Source organism: Bradyrhizobium sp. MI1.3, from assembly GCF_055811695.1.
Genome location: NZ_JBVVPQ010000057.1, coordinates 1 through 20,727 on the forward strand (window position 1 = coordinate 1; position 20,727 = coordinate 20,727).

20 protein-coding genes are annotated in these 20,727 nt (G+C 64.5%); 12 read left to right on the plus strand and 8 right to left on the minus strand.

The features are described 5' to 3' along the window. The first annotated feature begins 231 nt into the window (after window positions 1-231). From AC0L3A_RS30350 to AC0L3A_RS30365, 4 genes are all read left to right on the plus strand, one after another. Window positions 232-1,737: a M81 family metallopeptidase gene (locus AC0L3A_RS30350; RefSeq protein WP_354128111.1), complete on the plus strand. Its 1,506-nt coding sequence runs from the start codon at window positions 232-234 to the stop codon at window positions 1,735-1,737. A gap of 13 nt (window positions 1,738-1,750) precedes the next feature. Further along, entirely contained in the window at window positions 1,751-2,923 is a 1,173-nt protein-coding gene (locus AC0L3A_RS30355; RefSeq protein WP_473255737.1) for a M20 aminoacylase family protein, read from the plus strand. Beyond that, window positions 2,916-4,337 carry an amidase gene (locus AC0L3A_RS30360; protein ID WP_219685707.1) on the plus strand — a complete coding sequence of 474 codons (1,422 nt, stop codon included), beginning with the start codon at window positions 2,916-2,918 and terminating at the stop codon, window positions 4,335-4,337. The genes AC0L3A_RS30355 and AC0L3A_RS30360 overlap by 8 nt, the downstream gene beginning before the upstream one ends. A gap of 98 nt (window positions 4,338-4,435) precedes the next feature. After that, window positions 4,436-5,326, plus strand: a complete 891-nt coding sequence (locus AC0L3A_RS30365) for a crotonase/enoyl-CoA hydratase family protein (protein WP_377789178.1) — start codon at window positions 4,436-4,438, stop codon at window positions 5,324-5,326. A gap of 105 nt (window positions 5,327-5,431) precedes the next feature. Here the strand turns inward: AC0L3A_RS30365 and AC0L3A_RS30370 are convergent, their stop codons facing one another. Further along, the gene (locus tag AC0L3A_RS30370) at window positions 5,432-6,409 is read right to left on the minus strand and encodes an NADPH:quinone oxidoreductase family protein (protein ID WP_219685720.1); all 978 of its coding nucleotides are present in this window, start codon (window positions 6,407-6,409) and stop codon (window positions 5,432-5,434) included. Next, complete coding sequence (locus AC0L3A_RS30375; protein WP_219685719.1) at window positions 6,409-7,017, minus strand: 2-hydroxychromene-2-carboxylate isomerase; 609 nt, start codon at window positions 7,015-7,017, stop codon at window positions 6,409-6,411. Before AC0L3A_RS30375 ends, AC0L3A_RS30370 begins: the two co-directional genes overlap by 1 nt. 110 nt (window positions 7,018-7,127) lie before the next feature. On the opposite strand from AC0L3A_RS30375, the gene AC0L3A_RS30380 reads away from it, so the two are divergent. Beyond that, window positions 7,128-8,150 (plus strand): methionine synthase, encoded by a 1,023-nt coding sequence (locus tag AC0L3A_RS30380; RefSeq protein WP_219685718.1) that lies wholly within the window; start codon window positions 7,128-7,130, stop codon window positions 8,148-8,150. Next, window positions 8,119-8,382 (plus strand): hypothetical protein, encoded by a 264-nt coding sequence (locus AC0L3A_RS30385; RefSeq protein WP_245286113.1) that lies wholly within the window; start codon window positions 8,119-8,121, stop codon window positions 8,380-8,382. The genes AC0L3A_RS30380 and AC0L3A_RS30385 overlap by 32 nt, the downstream gene beginning before the upstream one ends. Here AC0L3A_RS30385 and AC0L3A_RS30390 read toward each other — a convergent pair. The 3 genes from AC0L3A_RS30390 to AC0L3A_RS30400 all read right to left on the minus strand — a co-directional run bounded on the left by AC0L3A_RS30390 (window position 8,379) and on the right by AC0L3A_RS30400 (window position 10,402). Beyond that, window positions 8,379-8,996, minus strand: coding sequence for a hypothetical protein (locus AC0L3A_RS30390; RefSeq protein WP_007602506.1), 618 nt, complete (start codon window positions 8,994-8,996; stop codon window positions 8,379-8,381). The genes AC0L3A_RS30385 and AC0L3A_RS30390 overlap by 4 nt on opposite strands. Window positions 8,997-9,103: 107 nt before the next feature. Beyond that, window positions 9,104-9,631 carry a xanthine phosphoribosyltransferase gene (gene gpt / locus AC0L3A_RS30395; RefSeq protein ID WP_219685723.1) on the minus strand — a complete coding sequence of 176 codons (528 nt, stop codon included), beginning with the start codon at window positions 9,629-9,631 and terminating at the stop codon, window positions 9,104-9,106. Between the two features lie 33 nt (window positions 9,632-9,664). Then, window positions 9,665-10,402: a competence/damage-inducible protein A gene (locus AC0L3A_RS30400; RefSeq protein ID WP_473255741.1), complete on the minus strand. Its 738-nt coding sequence runs from the start codon at window positions 10,400-10,402 to the stop codon at window positions 9,665-9,667. Window positions 10,403-10,679: 277 nt separating this feature from the next. Here AC0L3A_RS30400 and AC0L3A_RS30405 point away from each other — a divergent pair, with 277 nt between their 5' ends. The 5 genes from AC0L3A_RS30405 to AC0L3A_RS30425 all read left to right on the plus strand — a co-directional run bounded on the left by AC0L3A_RS30405 (window position 10,680) and on the right by AC0L3A_RS30425 (window position 15,672). Further along, complete coding sequence (locus tag AC0L3A_RS30405; protein ID WP_007602500.1) at window positions 10,680-12,098, plus strand: circularly permuted type 2 ATP-grasp protein; 1,419 nt, start codon at window positions 10,680-10,682, stop codon at window positions 12,096-12,098. 4 nt (window positions 12,099-12,102) lie between these two features. Continuing rightward, window positions 12,103-13,047: an alpha-E domain-containing protein gene (locus AC0L3A_RS30410; protein ID WP_007602499.1), complete on the plus strand. Its 945-nt coding sequence runs from the start codon at window positions 12,103-12,105 to the stop codon at window positions 13,045-13,047. Window positions 13,048-13,156: 109 nt separating this feature from the next. Continuing rightward, window positions 13,157-14,005, plus strand: a complete 849-nt coding sequence (locus AC0L3A_RS30415; protein ID WP_219685647.1) for a transglutaminase family protein — start codon at window positions 13,157-13,159, stop codon at window positions 14,003-14,005. A gap of 123 nt (window positions 14,006-14,128) precedes the next feature. Then, window positions 14,129-14,887 carry a proteasome-type protease gene (locus AC0L3A_RS30420; protein WP_219685646.1) on the plus strand — a complete coding sequence of 253 codons (759 nt, stop codon included), beginning with the start codon at window positions 14,129-14,131 and terminating at the stop codon, window positions 14,885-14,887. A 26-nt stretch (window positions 14,888-14,913) separates the two neighbouring features. Then, a complete protein-coding gene (locus AC0L3A_RS30425; protein ID WP_007602492.1) occupies window positions 14,914-15,672 on the plus strand; it encodes an SDR family oxidoreductase in 759 nt (252 codons plus the stop codon). Between the two features lie 154 nt (window positions 15,673-15,826). Here the strand turns inward: AC0L3A_RS30425 and AC0L3A_RS30430 are convergent, their stop codons facing one another. After that, a complete protein-coding gene (locus tag AC0L3A_RS30430) occupies window positions 15,827-17,065 on the minus strand; it encodes an MFS transporter (protein WP_219685650.1) in 1,239 nt (412 codons plus the stop codon). Between the two features lie 158 nt (window positions 17,066-17,223). Between AC0L3A_RS30430 and AC0L3A_RS30435 the strand changes: the two genes are divergently transcribed. Beyond that, window positions 17,224-18,474 (plus strand): NupC/NupG family nucleoside CNT transporter, encoded by a 1,251-nt coding sequence (locus AC0L3A_RS30435; RefSeq protein WP_007602488.1) that lies wholly within the window; start codon window positions 17,224-17,226, stop codon window positions 18,472-18,474. Window positions 18,475-18,600: 126 nt separating this feature from the next. On the opposite strand, the gene AC0L3A_RS30440 is transcribed toward AC0L3A_RS30435, so the two are convergent. Together AC0L3A_RS30440 and AC0L3A_RS30445 are read right to left on the minus strand one after the other, a co-directional pair. Next, window positions 18,601-19,671 (minus strand): threonine aldolase family protein, encoded by a 1,071-nt coding sequence (locus AC0L3A_RS30440; RefSeq protein ID WP_007602486.1) that lies wholly within the window; start codon window positions 19,669-19,671, stop codon window positions 18,601-18,603. A gap of 27 nt (window positions 19,672-19,698) precedes the next feature. Next, window positions 19,699-20,619, minus strand: coding sequence for an amino acid ABC transporter substrate-binding protein (locus tag AC0L3A_RS30445; RefSeq protein WP_219685645.1), 921 nt, complete (start codon window positions 20,617-20,619; stop codon window positions 19,699-19,701). Window positions 20,620-20,727 lie beyond the last annotated feature (108 nt).

Consider the following 20,727-nt stretch of genomic DNA (forward strand, 5'->3'; position numbering starts at 1 on the left):
GGGGGGGCTCCGCCATTACCAACCCCTGCGCTTTGCCGCCCCATCTAAAAAAACCCCACGGTCCCCGGGGGGTGTTTTTTTTTTTTCTTGGGTGGCCCCCCAATCCACGGCGGTTGCGACAAGCATTCCCAAAACGGCCTGACGCCATGCATGGCGCGATTGCTTCCCGGCTTGCTCTCGCCGCAAGCACAGGGCTAACGTCGCGCACTTTCAATTGCTGGACTTGAGTTGATGACACGTATCGCCGTCGGCGGCTTCCTGCACGAGACCAACACCTTCGCTCCGACGAAGGCGACCTTCGCGGACTTCCAGCACGGCGGCGGCTGGCCGGCAATGACGCAAGGTCCCGACGTGCTGAAGGTGATGCGCCGAATCAATGTCGGCCTCGCCGGTTTCGTCGACAGCGCCGAGGCCCACGGCTGGGAACTCGTTCCGACGATTGCCTGCGGCGCGAGCCCCTCGGCGCATGTCACCAGGGACGCCTTCGAGCGCATCGTGAAGGTCATGGTCGACGGAATTGCAGCCGCCGGCCCGATCGACGCCGTCTATCTCGATCTGCACGGCGCGATGGTCACGGAACATCTCGACGACGGCGAAGGCGAGATCCTGGCGCGCGTGCGCCGCGTCATCGGCAAGGACATTCCGCTGGTCACCAGCCTGGATCTCCACGCCAACGTCACCCCCGAGATGATGGAGCATGCGGACGCGCTGATCGCCTACCGCACCTATCCCCATGTCGACATGGCCGAGACCGGCCGCGCCTGCGCGCAACATCTCGCATTGCTGCTGAAGACAAAGCAGCGTTTCGCAAAAGCCTTCCGGCAATTGCCGTTCCTGATCCCGATCAGCTGGCAGTGCACCAACGACCAGCCCACCAAGGGCATCTACGAAAAGCTTGCCGCGCTGGAGAGCGATGCGGTTCCGACATTGTCCTTCGCACCCGGCTTCCCCGCCGCCGATTTCCGCGATTGCGGGCCGAGCGTGTTCGCCTTTGGCAAGACGCAAGCCGATGCCGATCGCGCGGCGGATGCGATCGTGAAGCTGATCGAAAGCCACGAGGACGATTTCGACGGCAAGATCTGGTCACCCGATGACGGCGTGCGCCACGCGATGGAACTCTCGAAGGGCGCGAGCAAGCCGATCATCATCGCCGACACCCAGGACAATCCCGGCGCCGGCGGCGATTCCGACACCACCGGAATGCTACGAGCGCTGGTCCGCAACAAGGCCAGCGCCGCGACCGGTGCGATCTACGATCCGGAATCGGCCAAGGCCGCGCATGCAGCCGGCGTCGGCGCCACCGTGACGCTGTCGCTCGGCGGCAAGTCCGGCATTCCCGGCGATGAGCCCTATCGTGAGACCTTCGTCGTTGAAAAGCTCTCCGATGGCCGCTTCATCGCGCCCGGGCCCTACTATGGCGGCCGCGAGATGGAGATGGGCGCGTCCGCCTGCCTTCGCATCGGCGACGTCCGAATCGTCGTCTCCTCGCACAAGGCGCAGCTCGCCGATCAGGCCATGTACCGCTATGTCGGCATCGAGCCGACCGAAGAGAAGATTTTGGTCAACAAGAGCTCGGTGCACTTCCGCGCGGATTTCGAGCCGATCGCGGAAAAGCTGATGATCTGCGCTGCCCCCGGCGCGATGCCGGCCGACACAGCCACGCTGCCATGGACACGCCTGCGGCCGGGCATCCGCATCAAGCCGAACGGCCCGGTTTTCACTCCCTCCTCACGCTAACTGGACAGAACACATGCCCACGATTGACCGCATCGACGGCTATGCCGACGAACTCACCGCTATCAGGCGCGACCTCCACGCCCATCCGGAAATCGGCTTCGAGGAAGTGCGCACCTCCGGCATCGTCGCCGACAAGCTGAAGAGCTGGGGCATCGAGGTGCATCGCGGTCTCGGCGGCACCGGCGTGATCGGAATCATCAAGGGCAAGGGGTCGAGCGGCAAGCGCATCGGGCTTCGCGCCGACATGGACGCGCTGCCAATGGAGGAGAACACCAATCTGAAATGGAGTTCGAAAATCCCGGGCCGCTTCCACGGCTGTGGCCATGACGGCCACACCACCATGCTGCTCGGCACCGCGCGCTACCTCGCCGAGACCAAGAACTTCGACGGTACCGTACACCTGATCTTCCAGCCGGCCGAGGAAGGCCTCGGCGGCGCCCGCGCGATGATCAAGGACGGGCTGTTCGAGAAGTTTCCCTGCGACGAGCTCTACGGCCTGCACAATGCGCCGGACCTCAACCACGGCGAGATCGCGATCCTTCCCGGCCCTGCGATGGCCAGCGCCGACTTCTTCGACCTCCGCATCACCGGCTACGGCGCGCACGGCGCGATGCCCGAACGCTCCAAGGACGCTGTGATCATCGCGACCACGCTGGCGCAGGCGATCCAGACCATCGTCAGCCGCAACGTCGAGCCGCTGCAGGCCGCAGTCGTCTCGATCACGCAGATCCACGCCGGCTCGGCGTACAACGTCATCCCCGGCGAAGCGCATCTTTGCGGCACCATCCGCACTTTCTCGAAAGAAGTCCGCACCCTGATCAGCGAACGCATTCGCACGATCTGCGCCGGCATCGCGAGCGCCTATCAGTGCGTGATCGACGTCGACGTCCGCGACACCTTCGATGTGCTGGTCAACCAGGTCGAGCAGTCCAAGGTGGTCGAAGACGTCGCGCGCACCATCGTCGACCCCGCCAACGTGATCACCCGCGCCCAGCCGAAGATGGGCAGCGAGGATTTTGCCGACATGCTGCAAACCATTCCCGGCGCCTATTTCTGGGTCGGCCACGACGGCTCGGTGCCCGTGCACAATCCCGGCTTCGTGCTCGACGACAAGATCCTGCCGATCGGTGCCAGCATGTTCGCCCGGATCATCGAGACCCGGATGCCGGTGGGTGCCCATGCATAAAAAGAGCGTCGAAGAGGACGTCACCTCGCTGCACGATCTCTCCGCGGTCGATCTAATCGCGGGCTATCGCGCCAAGCAGTTCTCGCCGAGCGAGGTGCTGGAAGACGTGCTCGCGCACGTCGCAGCTTGGGAGCCGCACCTCAAGGCGCTCTATGCATTCGATCCCGACGGCGCGCGCGAGGCCGCGAAGGCCTCGACCGCACGCTGGACCGGGGGCGAGCCGTCCGGAGCGCTCGACGGCGTGCCGGTGACGGTGAAGGACAACATCGCGACCAAAGGCGTGCCGGTGCCGCTGGGCGCGGCCAGCGTCAAGCTGGTGCCGGCCGAGAAGGACGCACCACCCGCCGCGCGGCTGCGCGAGGCCGGTGCGATCATCTTCGCCAAGACCACCATGCCCGATTACGGCATGCTGTCCTCGGGGCTGTCCTCTTTCCATGCGCTCGCGCGTAATCCCTGGGACCTCTCCAAAAATCCCGGCGGCTCCAGCGCCGGCGCGGGCGCCGCGGCCGCGGCCGGCTATGGCCCGCTGCATCTCGGGACTGATATCGGCGGCTCGGTCCGCCTGCCCGCGGGCTGGTGCGGCCTCGTCGGATTGAAGCCGAGCTTTGGACGCGTGCCGATCGATCCCGCCTATGTCGGCCGCGTCGCCGGTCCTATGACCCGCACCGTCGACGATTGCGCGCTGATGATGAGCGCGATCGCAAAACCCGACCGGCGCGACGGCACGAGCCTGCCCGCGGAGCCCCTCAACTGGAAGGGGCTGGAGAAATCCCCGCGCAAACTCCGCATCGGACTGATGCTCGATCCCGGCGTTGGCCTGGCGCTGGAGAAACCGGTGCGCGAGGTCGCTGTGAAGGCGGCGAAAGCGTTCGAATCCGCAGCCGCCGTCGTCACCGAAGTCGACGGCATCCTCACGCGCGAGATGCTCGACGGCCTCGACAATTTCTGGCGCGCGCGGATGTGGGATGATCTGTCGAAGCTGACGCCCGCCGAACAGGCAAAGGTGCTGCCCTACATTTTCAAGTGGGGCGAGTCCGGCGCGAAGCTCTCGGGTGTCGACGTTATCCGTGGCTTCAACCAGACTATGGCAATCCGCGCCGCGGCATCGAAGCTGTTCTGCGAACTCGACTATGTGATCTCGCCGACCGCGCCGAACGTGAACTATCCGGCGGAGTGGGCCTCGCCGACCAACGATCCCATGAAGCCTTTCGAGCATATCGCCTATACCGTTCCGTGGAATATGTCGGAAAATCCGGCGATCTCCATCAACGGCGGCTTCGACGCCAAGGGTTTTCCCATCGGCGTGCAGATCGTCGGCCGCCGCTTCGACGATATCGGCGTGCTCGGCATGGCCAAGGCGTTCGAGAGCCTGCGCGGCCCGCAGAAGCCCTGGCCCAGCCCGCCGGCGAAGTAGAGCTTGGCCACCACACGCCCAGTCCGCGCAAAACGGACGCTGGCAGCCATGCATGACGTCTCTTCGAGACAGAATTCAGGACAGGGAAGGAAACCACCATGGCGTATGAGACGATTAAATACGAAATCGCCGAGCAGATCCTCACCATCACGCTGAACCGGCCCGACAAGCTCAACGCCTTCAACGCGCAGATGCAAGGAGAGCTGATCGACGCGTTCGACGCCGCCGACAAGGACGACGACGTCCGCGCCATCATCGTCACAGGCGCCGGCCGCGGTTTTTGCGCGGGCGCAGACCTTTCGTCTGGTGCCGACACCTTTGATCGCGACGCACGGCGCGGGCCGGTGAAGCGCTTCGCCGACGGAAAGGTCGACTACAGTGATTCCCAGGTGCGCGACGGCGGTGGCCAGGTGACGCTGCGCATCTTCAAGTGCCTGAAGCCGGTGATTGCCGCGGTGAACGGACCCGCGGTCGGCATCGGCGTCACCATGCAGCTCGCTATGGACATCCGCATCGCGTCCGATGCCGCGCGGTTCGGCTTCGTGTTCTCCCAGCGCGGCATCGTGCCGGAAGCTGCCTCGAGCTGGTTCCTGCCGCGCATCGTCGGCATCTCGCAGGCGCTGGAATGGTGCTATTCGGGCCGCGTCTTCCCGGCGCAGGAAGCCCTCGCCGGTCGCCTCGTCAGCAAGGTCGTAGCCCCTGATGATCTGCTGCCGACCGCCCGCGCGCTCGCCAAGGAATTCGCGGCGAAGACGGCGCCCGTGTCAGTGGCGCTGATCCGCCAGATGATGTGGCGCATGATGGGCGCCGACGATCCGATGGAGGCCCACAAGGTCGACAGCCGTGGCATCTACGCCCGCGGCCGCTCGGACGATGTGAAGGAAGGCGTGGTGTCGTTCCTGGAAAAGCGCCCTGCGCAGTTCAAGAACAAGGTATCGAGCGACATGCCGGATTATTTCCCGTGGTGGACAGAGCGGGAATACAAGTAGGGCATCGTAGGGTGGGCAAAGCGAAGCGTGCCCACCATTCTTGTCACGGTTGCCGATAAATGGTGGGCACGGCGCTCACGCGCCTTTGCCCACCCTACGGCACTGTCACTCCATCACCAACGCCACGCGCCCGATCGCCTTGCGGTCGATCAGCAACCGCATCGCCTTCGCAACCTCCTCCAGCGGCAGGCGGTGCGAGACGTTGGGCCGCAGCTTGCCCTCCTCGGCCCATTGGAGCAGCGCCTTCAGCCTGACCTCACCGAGCGCGGGATTTTTGCGTACCGCTTCGCCCGCTCGCACGCCGAGCACGCTGGCGCCTTTGATCAGCAAGAGATTGGTTTTCGCCGAGCCGATGCCGCCGGTGAAGCCGATCACCAGCAGCCGTGCGCCCCAGGCGATGCAACGCATCGAATTCTCGAACACTTCGCCGCCGACGGGATCGAACACGACGTCGGCACCGCGACCGTCGGTGATACGTTTGACGGCATCACGAAACGGCTCGCGGTCGTAGCGCACGAGATGATCGGCGCCCCGCGCCCTGGCAATCGCGAGCTTTTCGTCGCTGGAGGCCGTCGCAATCACGGTCGCGCCCAGCATCTTCCCGATCTCGACGGCAGCAAGGCCCACGCCCCCGCCGGCGCCATGCACCAGCAGCACCTCGCCCGGCTCGACCCGGCCGCGATCGATCAGCGCGTGATAGGCGGTGCCGTGCCCGGCGAGATAAGTCGCGGCCTCCGCATAGTCGAACGTCGATGGCATCGACGTGAGCTGCGACGGCGTCGCCACGGCTTCATCCGTGAAGGCGCCGTGCCGCATCTTGACGATGACCTTGTCGCCGACGGCGACGCCGCTCGCCTCTGCGCCGACCTCGGTCACGTCGCCGGCCGCCTCCATTCCCGGCGTAAACGGCAGCTCCGGCTTGAGCTGGTACTCGCCGGCCGCCATCAGCACGTCTGGAAAATTCAACCCAGCCGCACGGATCGCGACGCGCACTTCGCCCGGCTTCAGGGCGCGCGACGGAAACTTTTCGATCTGCAATTTTTCGGGCGCGCCGAGCGCGCGGCAGACGACAGCCCGCACCATCAGGCCGCGCTCGCCTTGCCGCGCAGCAGCGCCTCGCGGATCAAGGGCAGGCGGTCATTGCCGAAATACATGTCGGTCTTGCCGACGAAGATCGTCGGCGAGCCAAAGCCGCCGCGGGCGACGACTTCTTCGGTGTTGGCCTTGAGCTGATCCTTGATTCCCTGCCCGGAAATGCCCGCGAAGAATTTCTGCTCATCGACGCCGACCTTCCTGCAGATCTCGGCGAGCACTGCGTCCTGCGAGATGTCCTTGTCCTCGCCCCAATAGGTCTCGAACACCGCCGTGGCGAAAGGCACCGTTTCCTGCCCGAGCCAGATGCAGCCGCGCATCGCTTTGACGCTGTTGACCGGAAACACCGTCGGCGGCATCTTGATCGCGAGACCGGCCGAGCGCGACCAGTCGGCAAGGTCCTTTTTCATGTAGCGCGCCTTCAGCGGCACCGGTGTCTCACGTTGCGCATAGACACTTGGGTTGACCGTATTGAAGATGCCGCCCACCAGGATCGGCCGCCAGATGATCTCCGCGCCAACCTCCCTGGCCAGCGGCTGGATGTTGTGGAAGGCGAGATAGGTCCAGGGGCTGGAACAGTCGAAGAAGAATTCGATCATGGCGTTTCCGGTCCGACGCCGCCGGTTTCAAGGCGACTTTTGTTGTTCTGTACCTCGACGTTAAGACATGGCAGGAAGGGGCGCAATCACAACTCGCCGAGAGGGCCGCCATGCTGTTTCCAACCACGATCGCCGGCTCCTTGCCGAAGCCGGAATGGCTCGCCGAACCCAACATGCTCTGGGCGCCCTGGAAGTCGCAAGGCGACGAGCTCGTCCGCGCCAAGCGCGATGCGACGATGCTTGCCGTCAAGGTCCAGGAGGATGCCGGGATCGACATCGTCACCGAGGGCGAGCAGGCCCGGCAACATTTCGTCCACGGTTTCCTGGAGAAGATCGAGGGCATCGATTTCGCCCACAAGGTCGAGATGGGCATCCGCAAGGATCGCTACAAGGCGATGGTGCCTCAGGTCGTGGCCCCACTCCGGCTCAAAGGACGCGTCCACGCCGACGAAGCGCGCGTCGCCCGCACGCACACCAAGAAGAAGCTGAAATTCACCCTGCCCGGCCCGATGACCATCATCGACACCATTGCCGATCGCTACTATGGCGATCGCGTCAAGATGGCCTTTGCGTTCGCCGAACTCCTGAACGAGGAAGCCAAGGCGCTCCGGGCCGACGGCGTCGATCTCGTGCAATTCGACGAGCCCGCCTTCAACGTCTACATGGACGAGGTCAACGATTGGGGCATCAAGGCGCTGGAGCACGCCGCGCAGGGCCTGACCTGCGCCACCGCCGTGCACATCTGCTACGGCTACGGCATCAAGGCCAACACCGACTGGAAGGAAACGCTCGGCGCGCAATGGCGGCAGTACGAGCAGATCTTTCCCGCGATCGACGCCAGCCCGATCCAGCAGGTCGCGATCGAATGCCGCAACTCGAAGGTGCCGCTCGACCTGCTTGCCCTGCTCAAGACCAAGATCGTGCAGGCCGGCGTGATCGACGTCGCCAGCGACACGGTGGAGACGGCCGATGACGTCGTGCAGGTGATCGACGCGGTGTCGAAATTCGTGCCCAAGAGCAACATCATCGCCACCACCAATTGCGGCATGGCGCCGATGCGGCGCGAGATCGCCGAAGCCAAGCTGATGGCGCTTGGGGCCGGTGCTGCGCTGGCACGCGAGAAGCTGGGTTAAGGCGGTGGTCCGATCCGCTTTCGTTGTTGCGACGCTTGCGGCGATCGCACTGCCGGCGCGCGGTGAGGATCGCTCGGTGCTCCTCACCTGCAAGGCGATGGTGGAGCGAGCATCGAGGGAGGCGAACGCCGCCAACGAAGTCGAACTGATCCGGTGCCGTCAAGTGATCCGCGAATGGGCGCTGCGCGATGCGCGCACGACAGTGGATGAAGACGGCAATCCGCTGCGCTAGCGGCGCGCGGTCGGATGCAGCACAGGCTGATATCCGGAGTTGATCGCGCGGAGTGTGGAAGGCGGCGTCAACAGCATCGGATGATCGAGGGCGCTCGGATACGCGGCGTAGCCCGCGAATGACCACAGCAGCGCTTTGCCCTGCGCGACGAGGAAGCAGTCATCCCCCTGCTGCACCATCGCGCCGTCCGGTAATTCCGCGAGCGGCCTCGGCAGCGCATGCAGCCGTTTCTTGCCGCGCTCGAGTCGTTCCCGATGCAGTACGGCATCCATCGCCTTGGCGCTGATGCCGCTTGCATCATTCCCTGCTTCCCATGCATTGCGAAAGCGCTTCGCATCGTCACGGCGGCAGAAGAAGCAGGGACGGTGGCCTGCGGCAAAGGCGGTGGCCTCGTCCAGGAAGAACAGTTCGGTCCAACTCCGCCGCGCCATCACCGGCCGCCGCCAGCCGCGGAATTCACATAGGCAGGTGATCCAGGCCGGCGACGACCAGCGCTTTTTCAGCAGCGTCTTGGTCGCGGGATCATGGATGATGCCGCGGTTACCGGTGAATAGGCCGCGATGTGGTGTCGCGATGATCTCGCCGGTCGGCGTGACGCGGTTTTGCAGGGGCATGGTCGCTTCTGCCCGTCATTGCGAGGAGCGAAGCGACGAAGCAATCCAGACTATTTCCGCGGACACATTTCTGGATTGCTTCGCTGCGCTCGCAATGACGGTGATACTCACGCCGCCCCGTCGCGAAGCGGCGGGTGGTACGACAGCGCGGTGTCCCAGGGGAAGAATATCCATGTGTCCTGCGAGACTTCGGTGATGAAGGTATCGACCAGCGGACGTCCCTTCGGCTTGGCGTAGACGGTGGCGAAATGCGCATCGGGGAGCATCGCGCGCACCAGCTTGCCGGTCTTGCCGGTATCGACGAGGTCGTCGACGATCAGGAGCCCCTTGCCGGTGCCGCCGCCGAGCTTCATCACGTCTTCGGAGATGCCCTTCAGCACTTTGAGGTCGCCCTGTTTGTCGTGGTCGTAGCTGGCGATGCAGACCGTATCGATCACGCGCACGCCGAGCTCGCGGGCCACGATCGCAGCTGGCACAAGCCCGCCCCGGGTGATCGCGATCACCGCATGAAACGGACCAACCTCGTTGAGCCGCCAGGTCAGCGCCCGGCAATCCCGGTGGAACTGGTCCCACGAGACCGGAAAGGGGCGGCCCGCCCGTTCTTGCGGACTTAGTTCCGGTGCTTCAGCAGCCATTGTCGTCTCCTTCGTCTGCCGGCAGCTTGGTTGTTAGCGGCTGATATTCAATCCCGCCAGCATTGCCTTCACCGCGGCCATCGCCGCCGCCAACTTGTCCGCATCGCGCGAGCGCACCACCAGATTGGTGTTGGGCTTCTGCTCTTCATCCGTGAAGGGATAGCTGCCGATGATGGTGTCGGGATGTTCGGCGGCAATCGCCCGCAGCGGGCCGCCGATGTCGCCTTCCCGCGCATTGGCGCGGACCGATTCGGAGAGCATGCGCACGCCCGATTTCAGCTTGGGCGAGACAATGTCCATCATCGCCTGCATGATCGAGGGCACGCCCGCCATCACGATGACATTGCCGATCTTGAAGCCGGGGGCGAGGATGGTCGCGCTCTGGATCAACTCGGCACCATCAGGAATCCGGGCCATGCGCAGGCGGGCCTCGTTGAGGTCCTGCTCGCTCCAGCGCTCGCGGAAACGGGCGACCACCTCCGGGTGATGGTCGATGCCGACGCCGAACGCCTTGGCGACGCTGTCGGCGGTGATGTCGTCATGGGTCGGCCCGATGCCACCTGTGGTGAAGACATAGGTGTAGCGATGCCGCAATGCATCCAACGCGGCAATGATGTCGGGCTCGTCGTCGGAGACGACCCGGACCTCCTTCAGGTCGATGCCGATATTGGTCAGGTATTCGGCGATGAAGCCGATGTTCTTGTCCTTAGTCCGGCCGGACAGGATTTCGTCCCCAATGACCAGAATACCCGCCGTGACGATCTCGCTCATACCTCAAGTCCCTCACCTATCGGCGCGACTTTGCCGAGGTAACGCGTTGAAGTCACGCGGTTTTGCTGCCGAAATAAGCAGTCCTCAGCCATTTTTTCAGGCAAGCCGCCGGCCATCCCCGGCAAATGTCCTCTCCCCATGCTTATCGCGCTGGCCCGGCCCTTGCTACCGCATGAAAGTCATGCACTCTTGCCGCATGGCCAGGACGTTGCGGTCTTCACCAAGGCCTGGCGGCCTGTCGAATGGCGCAACGCCTTGCGGAGACAAGTCGGGATCTATGGCAGTCGCGTTTGATGAAATGAACATTCCCGGTGGGGACCTTCGCCCCGCCTATCAGGAGCTGGCGCGCTGGCTCAAGGAGACGCCTCCCGAGGCGCTCGAATATCGGCGCCAGGAGGCCGAGCTCCTCTTCCGCCGCATCGGCATTACCTTCGCGGTCTACGGGGACTCCGAATCCACGGAGCGCCTGATCCCCTTCGACGTGATCCCGCGGATCATGTCCGGCAAGGAATGGTCGCTGCTGGAGAAGGGCCTGAAGCAGCGCGTGCGCGCGCTCAACATGTTCCTGCGCGACATCTATCACGGCCGCGATATCCTGCGCGCCGAGATCGTGCCCGCCGATCTGATCTTCCAGAACCCGGTGTTCCGTCCTGAGATGAATGGCCAGCAGGTGCCGCACGACGTCTACGTGCACATCGCCGGCATCGATATCATCAGGGTCGATGCCGAGGACTTCATCGTGCTGGAGGACAATGCGCGCACGCCTTCGGGCGTGTCCTACATGCTGGAAAACCGCGAGATCATGATGCGGCTGTTTCCGGATCTGTTCGCCCGTCACAGGGTGGCGCCGGTCGAACGCTATCCGGACGAGCTGCTGTCCGCCTTGCGCTCGGTGGCGCCGCAAAGCGCCTCCGGCGAGCCGACCGTCGCGCTCCTCACGCCGGGCGTCTACAACTCGGCCTATTACGAGCACTCCTTCCTCGCCGACAAGCTCGGCATCGAACTCGTCGAGGGCCGCGACCTCATCGTCAAGAACAACGAAGTGTTCATGCGCACGACGGAAGGGGTGAAGCGTGTTGACGTGATCTACCGCCGCGTCGACGACGACTACCTCGACCCCCTCACATTCCGCCCCGACTCGGCGCTCGGCGTGCCCGGGCTGATGTCGGCCTACGCGGCCGGCAACATCACGCTCGCCAACGCCGTCGGCACCGGCATCGCCGACGACAAGGCGATCTACTCCTACATGCCGGAGATCGTGAAATTCTATCTCGGCGAGGAGCCGATTCTGAAGAACGTGCAGACCTGGCGCTGCCGCGAGCCGAAGGATCTCGCCTATGTGCTGGACAATTTGAACGAACTCGTCGTGAAGGAGGTGCACGGCTCCGGCGGCTACGGCATGCTGATCGGACCTGCCGCGACCAAGGCGACGATTGAAGCCTTCCGCGAAAAGCTCAAGCGCGAGCCCGAAGGCTTCATCGCGCAGCCGACGCTGGCGCTCTCGACCTGCCCGACCTGCACGGCATCCGGCCTTGCGCCGCGCCACGTGGACCTGCGACCGTTCGTGCTCACCGGCAGCAAGAGCACCACGATCGTGCCCGGCGGGTTGACACGCGTTGCCCTGAAGGAAGGCTCCCTGGTGGTGAATTCGAGCCAGGGCGGCGGCACCAAAGATACCTGGATCCTGGACGAGTAGAGAGATGCTGTCGCGTACCGCCGAAAACCTCTATTGGCTCGCCCGTTACGTCGAACGGGCCGAGTATCTCGCGCGCACCATCGATGCGACGCTGCGCGTCACCGCGCTTCCCGCCGCCTATATCGGCAAGACCAACGAATGGGACTCGGCGCTTTTGACCGCCGGCGTCGCCGCGAGCTTCTATCAGCAGTATGAAGAAGCCAACGAGCACAACGTCGTCGACTATCTCTCGTTCTCCGCGGACAATCCGTCCTCGATCAGGAACTGCATCGAGGCGGCGCGGCTGAATTCGCGCTCGGTTCGCACAGCGCTGACGAGCGAGATGTGGGACACCATCAACTCGGCCTGGATCGAACTGCAGGAGGTCTGGAGCAGAGGGACCTCCACGCGCGAGGATCTCGCAAAGTTCCTGCGCTTCGTGCAGGAGACCTCGCTGCGTTTCGACGGCTCGGCCTACCGGACCATGTTGCGCAACGACGCGTACTGGTTTTCGCGGATGGGCCTGCATCTCGAACGCGCCGACAACACCGCACGTATTCTCGACGTGAAATACCATGTGCTGCTGCCCGAGGAGGAGCACGTCGGTGGCCCTCTCGATTTCTACCAGTGGACCTCGATCCTGCGCTCGGTTTCGGCGCTGACGGCCTACCACTGGGTCTATCGCGAGACGCTGAAACCCTGGCTAATCGCGGACCTCCTGATCCTCAACGACACGCTGCCGCGTTCACTGGCGAGCTGCTACGGCAACCTCGTGCGCAATCTCGATCAGATCGGGGTCGCCTATGGCCGCCAGGGCCCGGCCCAGCGCCATGCCCGCGGCATCCGCAACCGGCTGGAACACAGCAATATGAACGACATTTTCCAGCATGGCGTGCATGAATTCATTCAGGAATTCATCTCGGACAATTCCAGGCTGGGCGAAATCATCACGAAGCAGTATTTGATCTGACCTTCTGTCATTCCGGGACGGTCCGTAGGACCAGACCCGGAATCTCGAGATTCCGGGTTCGATGCTGACGCATCGCCCCGGAATGACCATTTAGAAATCACGGTCCACCATGCGCCTGCGAATCCTGCACACCACGACCTATCGCTACGAGCCGCAGGCTACGAGCGTGATCCAGATCCTGCGCATGACGCCGGGCAGCCATGACGGGCAATATGTGGCGGAGTGGCAGATCGACGTGTCGACCGACACCAAGCTCGACACCCACGAGGACGCGTTCGGCAACGTCACCCATGTGCTGTCCTGCGGACCCGTCGGCGACATCAAGATCACCGCCGAGGGCCTGATCGAGACCCACGACACCGGCGGCGTTCTTCGCGGCGCCGACGAGCGCTTTCCGGCCGGCATGTTCTTGCGCGCCACCGACCTCACCGCGGTCAATCCGGCGATGAATGCGGTCGCGCGCCAGCTGCGCAGCGAGGCCGAGAGCGACATGCTCGGCTTCCTGCACACGCTGATGACGCAAATCAGCGATCACATGACGTTCGACGAGGACCCCACCAACAGCGGCACGTCGGCGGCGGAAGCGTTCACGCTCAAGCGCGGCGTCTGCCAGGACTACGCGCACATCTTCATCGCCTGCGCGCGCAGCGGGGGCGTGCCGGCGCGCTTTGTCTCCGGCCACTTCCTGCGCTCAGACGGCACGGTGCATCAGGACGCGGGCCATGCCTGGGCGGAGGCCTATGTCGACGGTCTCGGCTGGGTCGGCTTCGACCCCGCCAACAGCATCTGCGCCACCGACGCCCATGTCCGCGTCGCGATCGGGCTGGATTATCTCGGCGCAGCGCCCGTGCGCGGCACCCGCTATGGCGGCGGCGCGGAGACGCTGTCGGTGGCGGTCAAGGTCGAGCAGGCCGGCCGCGGCGGCCAGTCGCAATCGCAGTCCCAGCGGCAGAGCTGAGCCGCGCCGCGCGCGCCCCTCACCCACAGTCGGTTTCCACCCTGCCGCCCCGCGGCAATCGGGGGTTGGAGCGGCCCTTGAAATTGGCTAGTAATTCCGCGCAAACGCGTTCGGGGACTGGAAATGACCTATTGTTGCGGAATTCTGGTTCGGGACGGTCTGGTGATGATCGCCGACACCCGCACCAATGCGGGCCTCGACAACGTCTCGACCTTCCGCAAGCTCCACATCTTCTCCAAGCCCGGCGACCGCATCATGGCGATCGCCAGCGCCGGCAACCTCGCCGTCAGCCAGTCGGTGCTCTCGACGCTGACCGAGGGCCTCGAAGACCCCAACACGGGTGAGATCGAGACCCTGATGAACGCGCCGACCATGTTCCAGGCCGCCCAGCGCATTGGCCGGGCGATCCGGGCCGTGCACGCGACCGAGGGCCCGGCGCTGAGATCCGAGGACGTGTCGTTCGACGTCTCCTTCCTGTTCGGCGGCCAGATTAGCGGCGCGCGCATGCGCCTGTTCATGGTCTACACCGCCGGCAATTTCATCGAATGCACCACCGACACACCCTATCTGCAGATCGGCGAGCACAAATACGGCAAGCCGGTGCTCGACCGCGCCATGCATTACGACGTCGAGCTCTACGAGGCACTGAAGACCGGGCTGATCTCGATGGATTCGACCATGCGCTCGAATCTCGGCGTCGGCCTGCCGATCGACGTACTGGTCGTGCGCGCCGACGCCTGCGAGGCCGATCTCAACCACCGCATCGAGGCGGGGGAGCCCTATTTCCACGATTTGCGCTCGCGCTGGTCGGCGGCCTTGCGCGCCGCACATCAGAACATTCCGCGGCCGCCCTACAAGAACGAAAAAGACTCCAAAACCTGACAGATCAAGAGAAAAGGCAGGAAACGATGAGTGAAGCGAAAAAGATCGCGGTGGTGACGGGCGCCGGCACCGGAGTCGGGCGCGCGGCGTCACTGGCGCTGATGAACACCGGCTTCACCGTGGTGCTGGTCGGGCGCCGGCCCGACATGCTCGAGGAGACGGCCAAGCTCGGTCCTGCGGGAAAAAGCCTCTGCGTCACCGCCGACATGACCAAGCCGGACTCGATCGCCGCGCTGTTCGACAAGGTGAAGGCCACCTATGGCCGGCTCGACGTGCTCTTCAACAATGCCGGCATGGGCGCACCGCCGGTGAATTTCGAGGATCTCAGCCTCGAGCAGTGGCAGGCGGTAGTGAACACCAACCTCACAGGCCCGTTCCTGTGCACCCAGCACGCCTTCCGCATCATGAAGGACCAGAGCCCGCGCGGCGGCCGCATCATCAACAACGGCTCGATCTCGGCGCATGCGCCGCGGCCGTTCTCGGCGGCCTATACTTCGACCAAGCACGCCATCACCGGCCTCACCAAGGCGTCCAACCTCGACGGCCGCATGTACGACATCGCAGTCGGCCAGGTTGACATCGGCAATGCCGCGACTCCCATGACCGATCGCATGGTCAACGGTCCCGGCGTGCTGCAGCCCGACGGCACGTCGAAGCAGGAGCCGCGCATGGACGCGAAAGCGGTCGGCGATGCCGTCGCCTACATGGCCGGCCTGCCGCTCGATGCCAACGTGCTGACCATGACCGTCATGGCAACCAAGATGCCGTTCGTCGGGCGGGGTTGAACGCCGCTCTCGTGCCCCGGACGCAGCGCGGCATGCAATGACGCGCTGCTGAGCCGGGGCCCACGCATCCGCGACCTCGTTCTTGGCGTTCTGGGTCCCGGCTCAGCAGCGCGTCACTTCGTGCCGCACCGCGTCCGGGACACGAGGCCTTCCCCTACTCCAAACTCTCCACCTGCCGCAGGCTCGGAAACAGCTTCATCCACAACAGCGCCACCGCGACCGTGCAGACGCCGCCCAGCACGGCAGCTGGCATGGCGCCGAACAGTGCGGCGGCAACCCCGCTCTCGAACTGGCCGAGCTGGTTCGAGGCGTTGATGAAGAGGAAGTTCACCGCACCGACCCGGCCGCGCATCTCGTCGGGGGTCGCGAGCTGCACGAGCGAGAAGCGGATCACGACGCTGATCGTATCGGCCGCGCCGAGAACGGCGAGCGCGAGCACCGACAGCCACATCCAGGACGACAGTGCGAACACGATCGTTGCGACGCCGAACACGATCACGGCCTGAAACATGCGCAGGCCCACATGCCGCGAAATGGCGTGTCGGGCCAGCACCATGGTCATCAGCAGCGCGCCGACCGCGGGCGCGGCGCGCAGGATCCCGAGCCCCATCGGACCGGTCTGGAGGATATCTCGGGCATAGATCGGCAACAGCGCGGTGACGCCGCCGAACAGCACCGCGAACAGATCGAGCGAGATGGTGCCGAGGATCGCCGGATTGCTGCGGATGAAGCGGACGCCGGCGAAGATATCGTCGGCTCCCGCCATATCCTTGGCGATCGCCTGCGGGCGCGGCCGGATGAAGCCGGTCAGGATCATCCCGAAGATCCAGAACAGCACCATCACCGCGTAGGCGAGATGCGGCGCAACCGCGTAGGCAAAACCGCCGAGCGCCGGCCCTGTAATGGTCGCGACCTGCGCCGCACCGCTGGAGACGGCGGTGGCGCGCTGGAGCGAGCCCTGCGGCGCGATCGCCGGCAGCAGCGCGGCAGTGGTCGGACTTTCGAAGGCTCCGGCAATGCCGAGCACGAAGGTTGCCACGAAAATCTGAAGTTCGCTGACCAAGCCGAGATAGGTGATGACGCCGAGATAGAGCGCGGTCGCGGCTTCCACGAGCTGGCAGAGCTGGACCACGCGCTTGCGCTCGTAGCGGTCGGCGGCATGGCCGGCGACGAACACCAGCAGCGCGGTGGGCAGGAATTGCACGAGGCCGACCATGCCGAGATCGAAGGCCGAGCCCGTGAGATCGTAAATCTGCCAGCCGATCGCGACCGCCGCGATCTGGCTGGAGAAACGCGACAAGCTGCGCGAGAGCAGAAAGAACAGGAAGGCGCGATGGGAGAGGAGCGCGCGGGCGCTGACCGGCGGGTTTCCCGATATTGGCTGGCTTGGCATCGCCTCTTCGGTCACGTTCGGACTATCCGGCTCCTGATGGCGACGTGCTCCGGGTGGCTGACGCGGACCTGCTTGTCAACAGCGGGACGCTCCGACAATTTTCCGGCATTGCGTTTGCAATGCAGGGGTGGCCATAATCATCGGGGTTTGGGGACATCATGCTGCGGCTGCAATCGGCACTCGGCATTTTCGCATTGCTGTTGATCGCCTTGGTCCTGAGCGAGAATCGCCGCGCGGCCTCGCTGCGCCAGGCGGCGATCGGCCTCATCGCTACCTTCGTCACCGCGATCGTTCTCCTGAAGGTGCCCGTCGTCGCGCGCGCCTTCGGTACCATCAACGACGCCGTGGGCGCGATCTCGGCGGCCTCGCGCGCCGGCTCCTCCTTCGTGTTCGGCTATGTCGGCGGCGGTCCCCTGCCCTTCGACCTGAAAGCACCGGGTGCCGATTTCGTCCTGGCGTTCCAGGCGCTGCCGATCGTGCTGGTCATGAGCGTGCTGACGACGCTCTTGTTCTATTGGCGCGTGCTGCCGCCGGTGGTGCGCGGCATGGCCTGGCTGCTCGAGCGGACGCTCGGCGTCGGCGGCGCGGTCGGGCTCTCGACCGCCGCCAACATCTTTCTCGGCATGGTCGAGGCGCCGCTGTTCGTGCGACCTTATCTCGCGCAGATGACCCGCAGCGAGTTATTCCTTGTAATGACCGGCGGCATGGCCGGCATCGCCGGCACGGTGCTGGTGCTGTATGCGACGCTCCTTGCTCCCCTCATTCCCGATGCAGCCGCGCATTTCGTCATCGCCTCGGTGCTGGGTGCGCCGGCCGCGATCCTGGTCAGCCTGATCATGGTGCCCGAGACATCCGACAAGCGCACCGGCGGCGCACTGGAAGATCCCGACATGGAAGTCTCCGGCACGATGGATGCGATCGTGAAAGGGACCGGCGCGGGGATCGAGCTGCTGATCAACATCGTCGCCATGCTGCTGGTGCTGGTGGCGCTGGTCTACCTCGTCAATGCGATCCTCGGCCTGCTGCCGGATATCGGCGGCGCCGCGATCTCGTTGCAGCGCCTGCTCGGCCTCGTGATGGCGCCGGTGTGCTGGCTGATGGGATTGCCGTGGGACCAGGCGATCACCGCCGGTAGCCTGATGGGCACGAAAACCGTGCTGAACGAGCTGATCGCCTATGTCGACTTCTCGAAGCTGCCGCCCGGCACGTTCGATCCGCGCTCGCGCCTGATCATGCTGTATGCGATGTGCGGCTTCGCCAATTTCGCCAGCCTCGGCATCATGATCGGCGGTCTCGGCGTGATGGCGCCGGAACGGCGCGAGGAAATCAACGCGCTCGGGCTGAAGTCGATCGTGTCGGGGACGCTGACGACGTGTCTGATGGGGGCGGTGGTGGGCGTGCTGACGTAGTAACGATCTCGTAGTCCGGATGGAGCGCAGCGCAATCCGGGAAAGCCTATCGGTCGCAAGCAGCGGCCCCGGATTTCGCTTCGCTCCATCCGGGCTACAAGAGACCCGATTCACATCGGCAGATGTCTAAACCAAAGCCGCAGCCACGGTGCGAAATGCCATGACCGCACGATCAATATCCGCATCATCGATATGGCGATGGGTCACACAACGCAAGCGATGCTTGCCCCAAGGCCTCGCCCGCAGGCCCGCCTTTTCGAGAGCCCCCGACCACACGGCGCTGTCGCGCCCGGAGAGAGAGACATCAACCTGCACGATGTTCGTCTGCGGGATTGTCGCGCTGATGTTTGGATGCATCGCGTTCAACGCATCACTCAGGGCTCGCGCACGCCGGTGATCCTCCGCCAGACGCGGCCCCATGACCTGAACCGCCTCCAGGCCGGCCGCGGCGAGGACGCCGATCTGGCGCTGCGTGCCTCCGAGCATGCGGCGAAACCTGCGACTGCTGTCGATCACCGCGCGCGGCCCGGCGAGCACGGCACCGGCGGGTGCGCTCAGGCCCTTCGACAGACACAGAGACACCGTGTCGCAATGTCTCGCAACCTCGGCCGGCGTCGTTTCAAGGGCGACGGCGGCGTTGAACAGCCGCGCGCCGTCGAGATGCACCGGCACACCGCGGGCTGAGGCCATGGCGTGCACGGCCTGCATATGATCCAGCGGCAATACGGCGCCGCTCGCGTTGTTGTGCGAGGTTTCCATTGCGACAAGAGCGGTCCCGAGCTTGAGCCCTTCGCCCTGCAGGGCGTCCTCCAACAAATTCAGGTCCATAGCTCCGGCGGTGCCGGCTATTGCAAGATAGAACTGCCCGGTAAACGTCGCCGCCCCTCGTTCCGAGGTGTACATATGGGCATTCGATTCCAGCACGATCTGTTCGCTGCGCTGCGACTGCGCCAGCGTCGCCAGCAGATTGGCCATGGTGCAGCTCGGCACAAACAGGCCGGCGTCCTTGCCCAACGCCGCAGCTGTGACGGCCTCCAGCTCTTGCACCGTCGGGTCACCGTCCAGCCCGTCATCGCCGAGCGGCGCAGAGGCCATGCGGCCATACATCGCCTCGGTCGGCTTGGTGACAGTATCGCTGCGCAGGTCGATGGGTGGCAACCCGGCGCCCGCCGGACTCGTGTCGTGTTGATGTGCCATTGCGAGACCTCTAGAGCGCTTGTCGCGTCATTCGTAGACTGCCGGGTCGCCGGAATCCGTCGGGTTGGCCAGCGCCCGCTTCAGGGCGGCGCTCATCGGAAATTTCAGGTTGAGGCCATGCGGCGGGATCGGTGAATTGAAATATTTGTCGTAGAGCGCCTCAACCTGCCCGCTCTTCATCAGATCGATCACGGCATCGTCGACCATCTTCTTGAAAGCAGGGTCATCCTTGGGTTGGACGATACCATAGGGCGCCGTCTCGAGACTCTTGCTACCGATCAGGAAGTCATCCGGCGTTCTGGACGATGCGACCGTGGCATAGGCGAGACCGTCATCGTTGGCGGTGCCGGCCACACGGCCCGTCGACACCAACAAGAAGGTCTCGGCGGTGTCCTTGGCTGGCACCACCGTGATGCCGAGATTGTCCCTGGCGTTGATCAGCGTAATCACCTTGAAAGTCTGGCCGCCGGCTTGGGCGGCGATGGCCTTGCCGCGAAACGAAGCCGGCTCGTTGACATCGACCCCCCCATCCTTGCGCGCGACGAGGACAACCTGCGCAACGAAGGTGGTGGGAGCAAAGGCAACGAGTTTATGCCGCTCGACATTGTTGGTCGTGTTGCCGCATTCGAGATCGATCGTCCCGTTGGCGAGCAGCTGAATCCGTGTCGCCGAGGTTATGGGGTTATAGCGAATCTCGAGCTTCGGGAGCTTGAGGGCCGTCTTGATCGCCTGCACCACCTGTTCACAGATTTCCACGGTGTAACCGATCGGCTTCTGGTTACCGTCGAGATAGGCGAAGGGCACCGAGGTCTCGGGGTACCCCAATGTGATCGAGCCGCTCTCACGGATCTTGTCGAGCCTGCTCGCACCCTGGGCCATGGCCTCGCTGGAAAGAAGAACACCAGCGACGGTCGCCGCGGCCAGTGCCTTGATCATTGTCGCTTTCATATGTCCCCTCTTGTCGCGAATGTCGGTGACGCCCTCCACGGCGGGTGAGCAACCACAGGACAGCTCCGTACGAACGGCTTCATGCTCTGGACTATCGTCGAAAAGCCC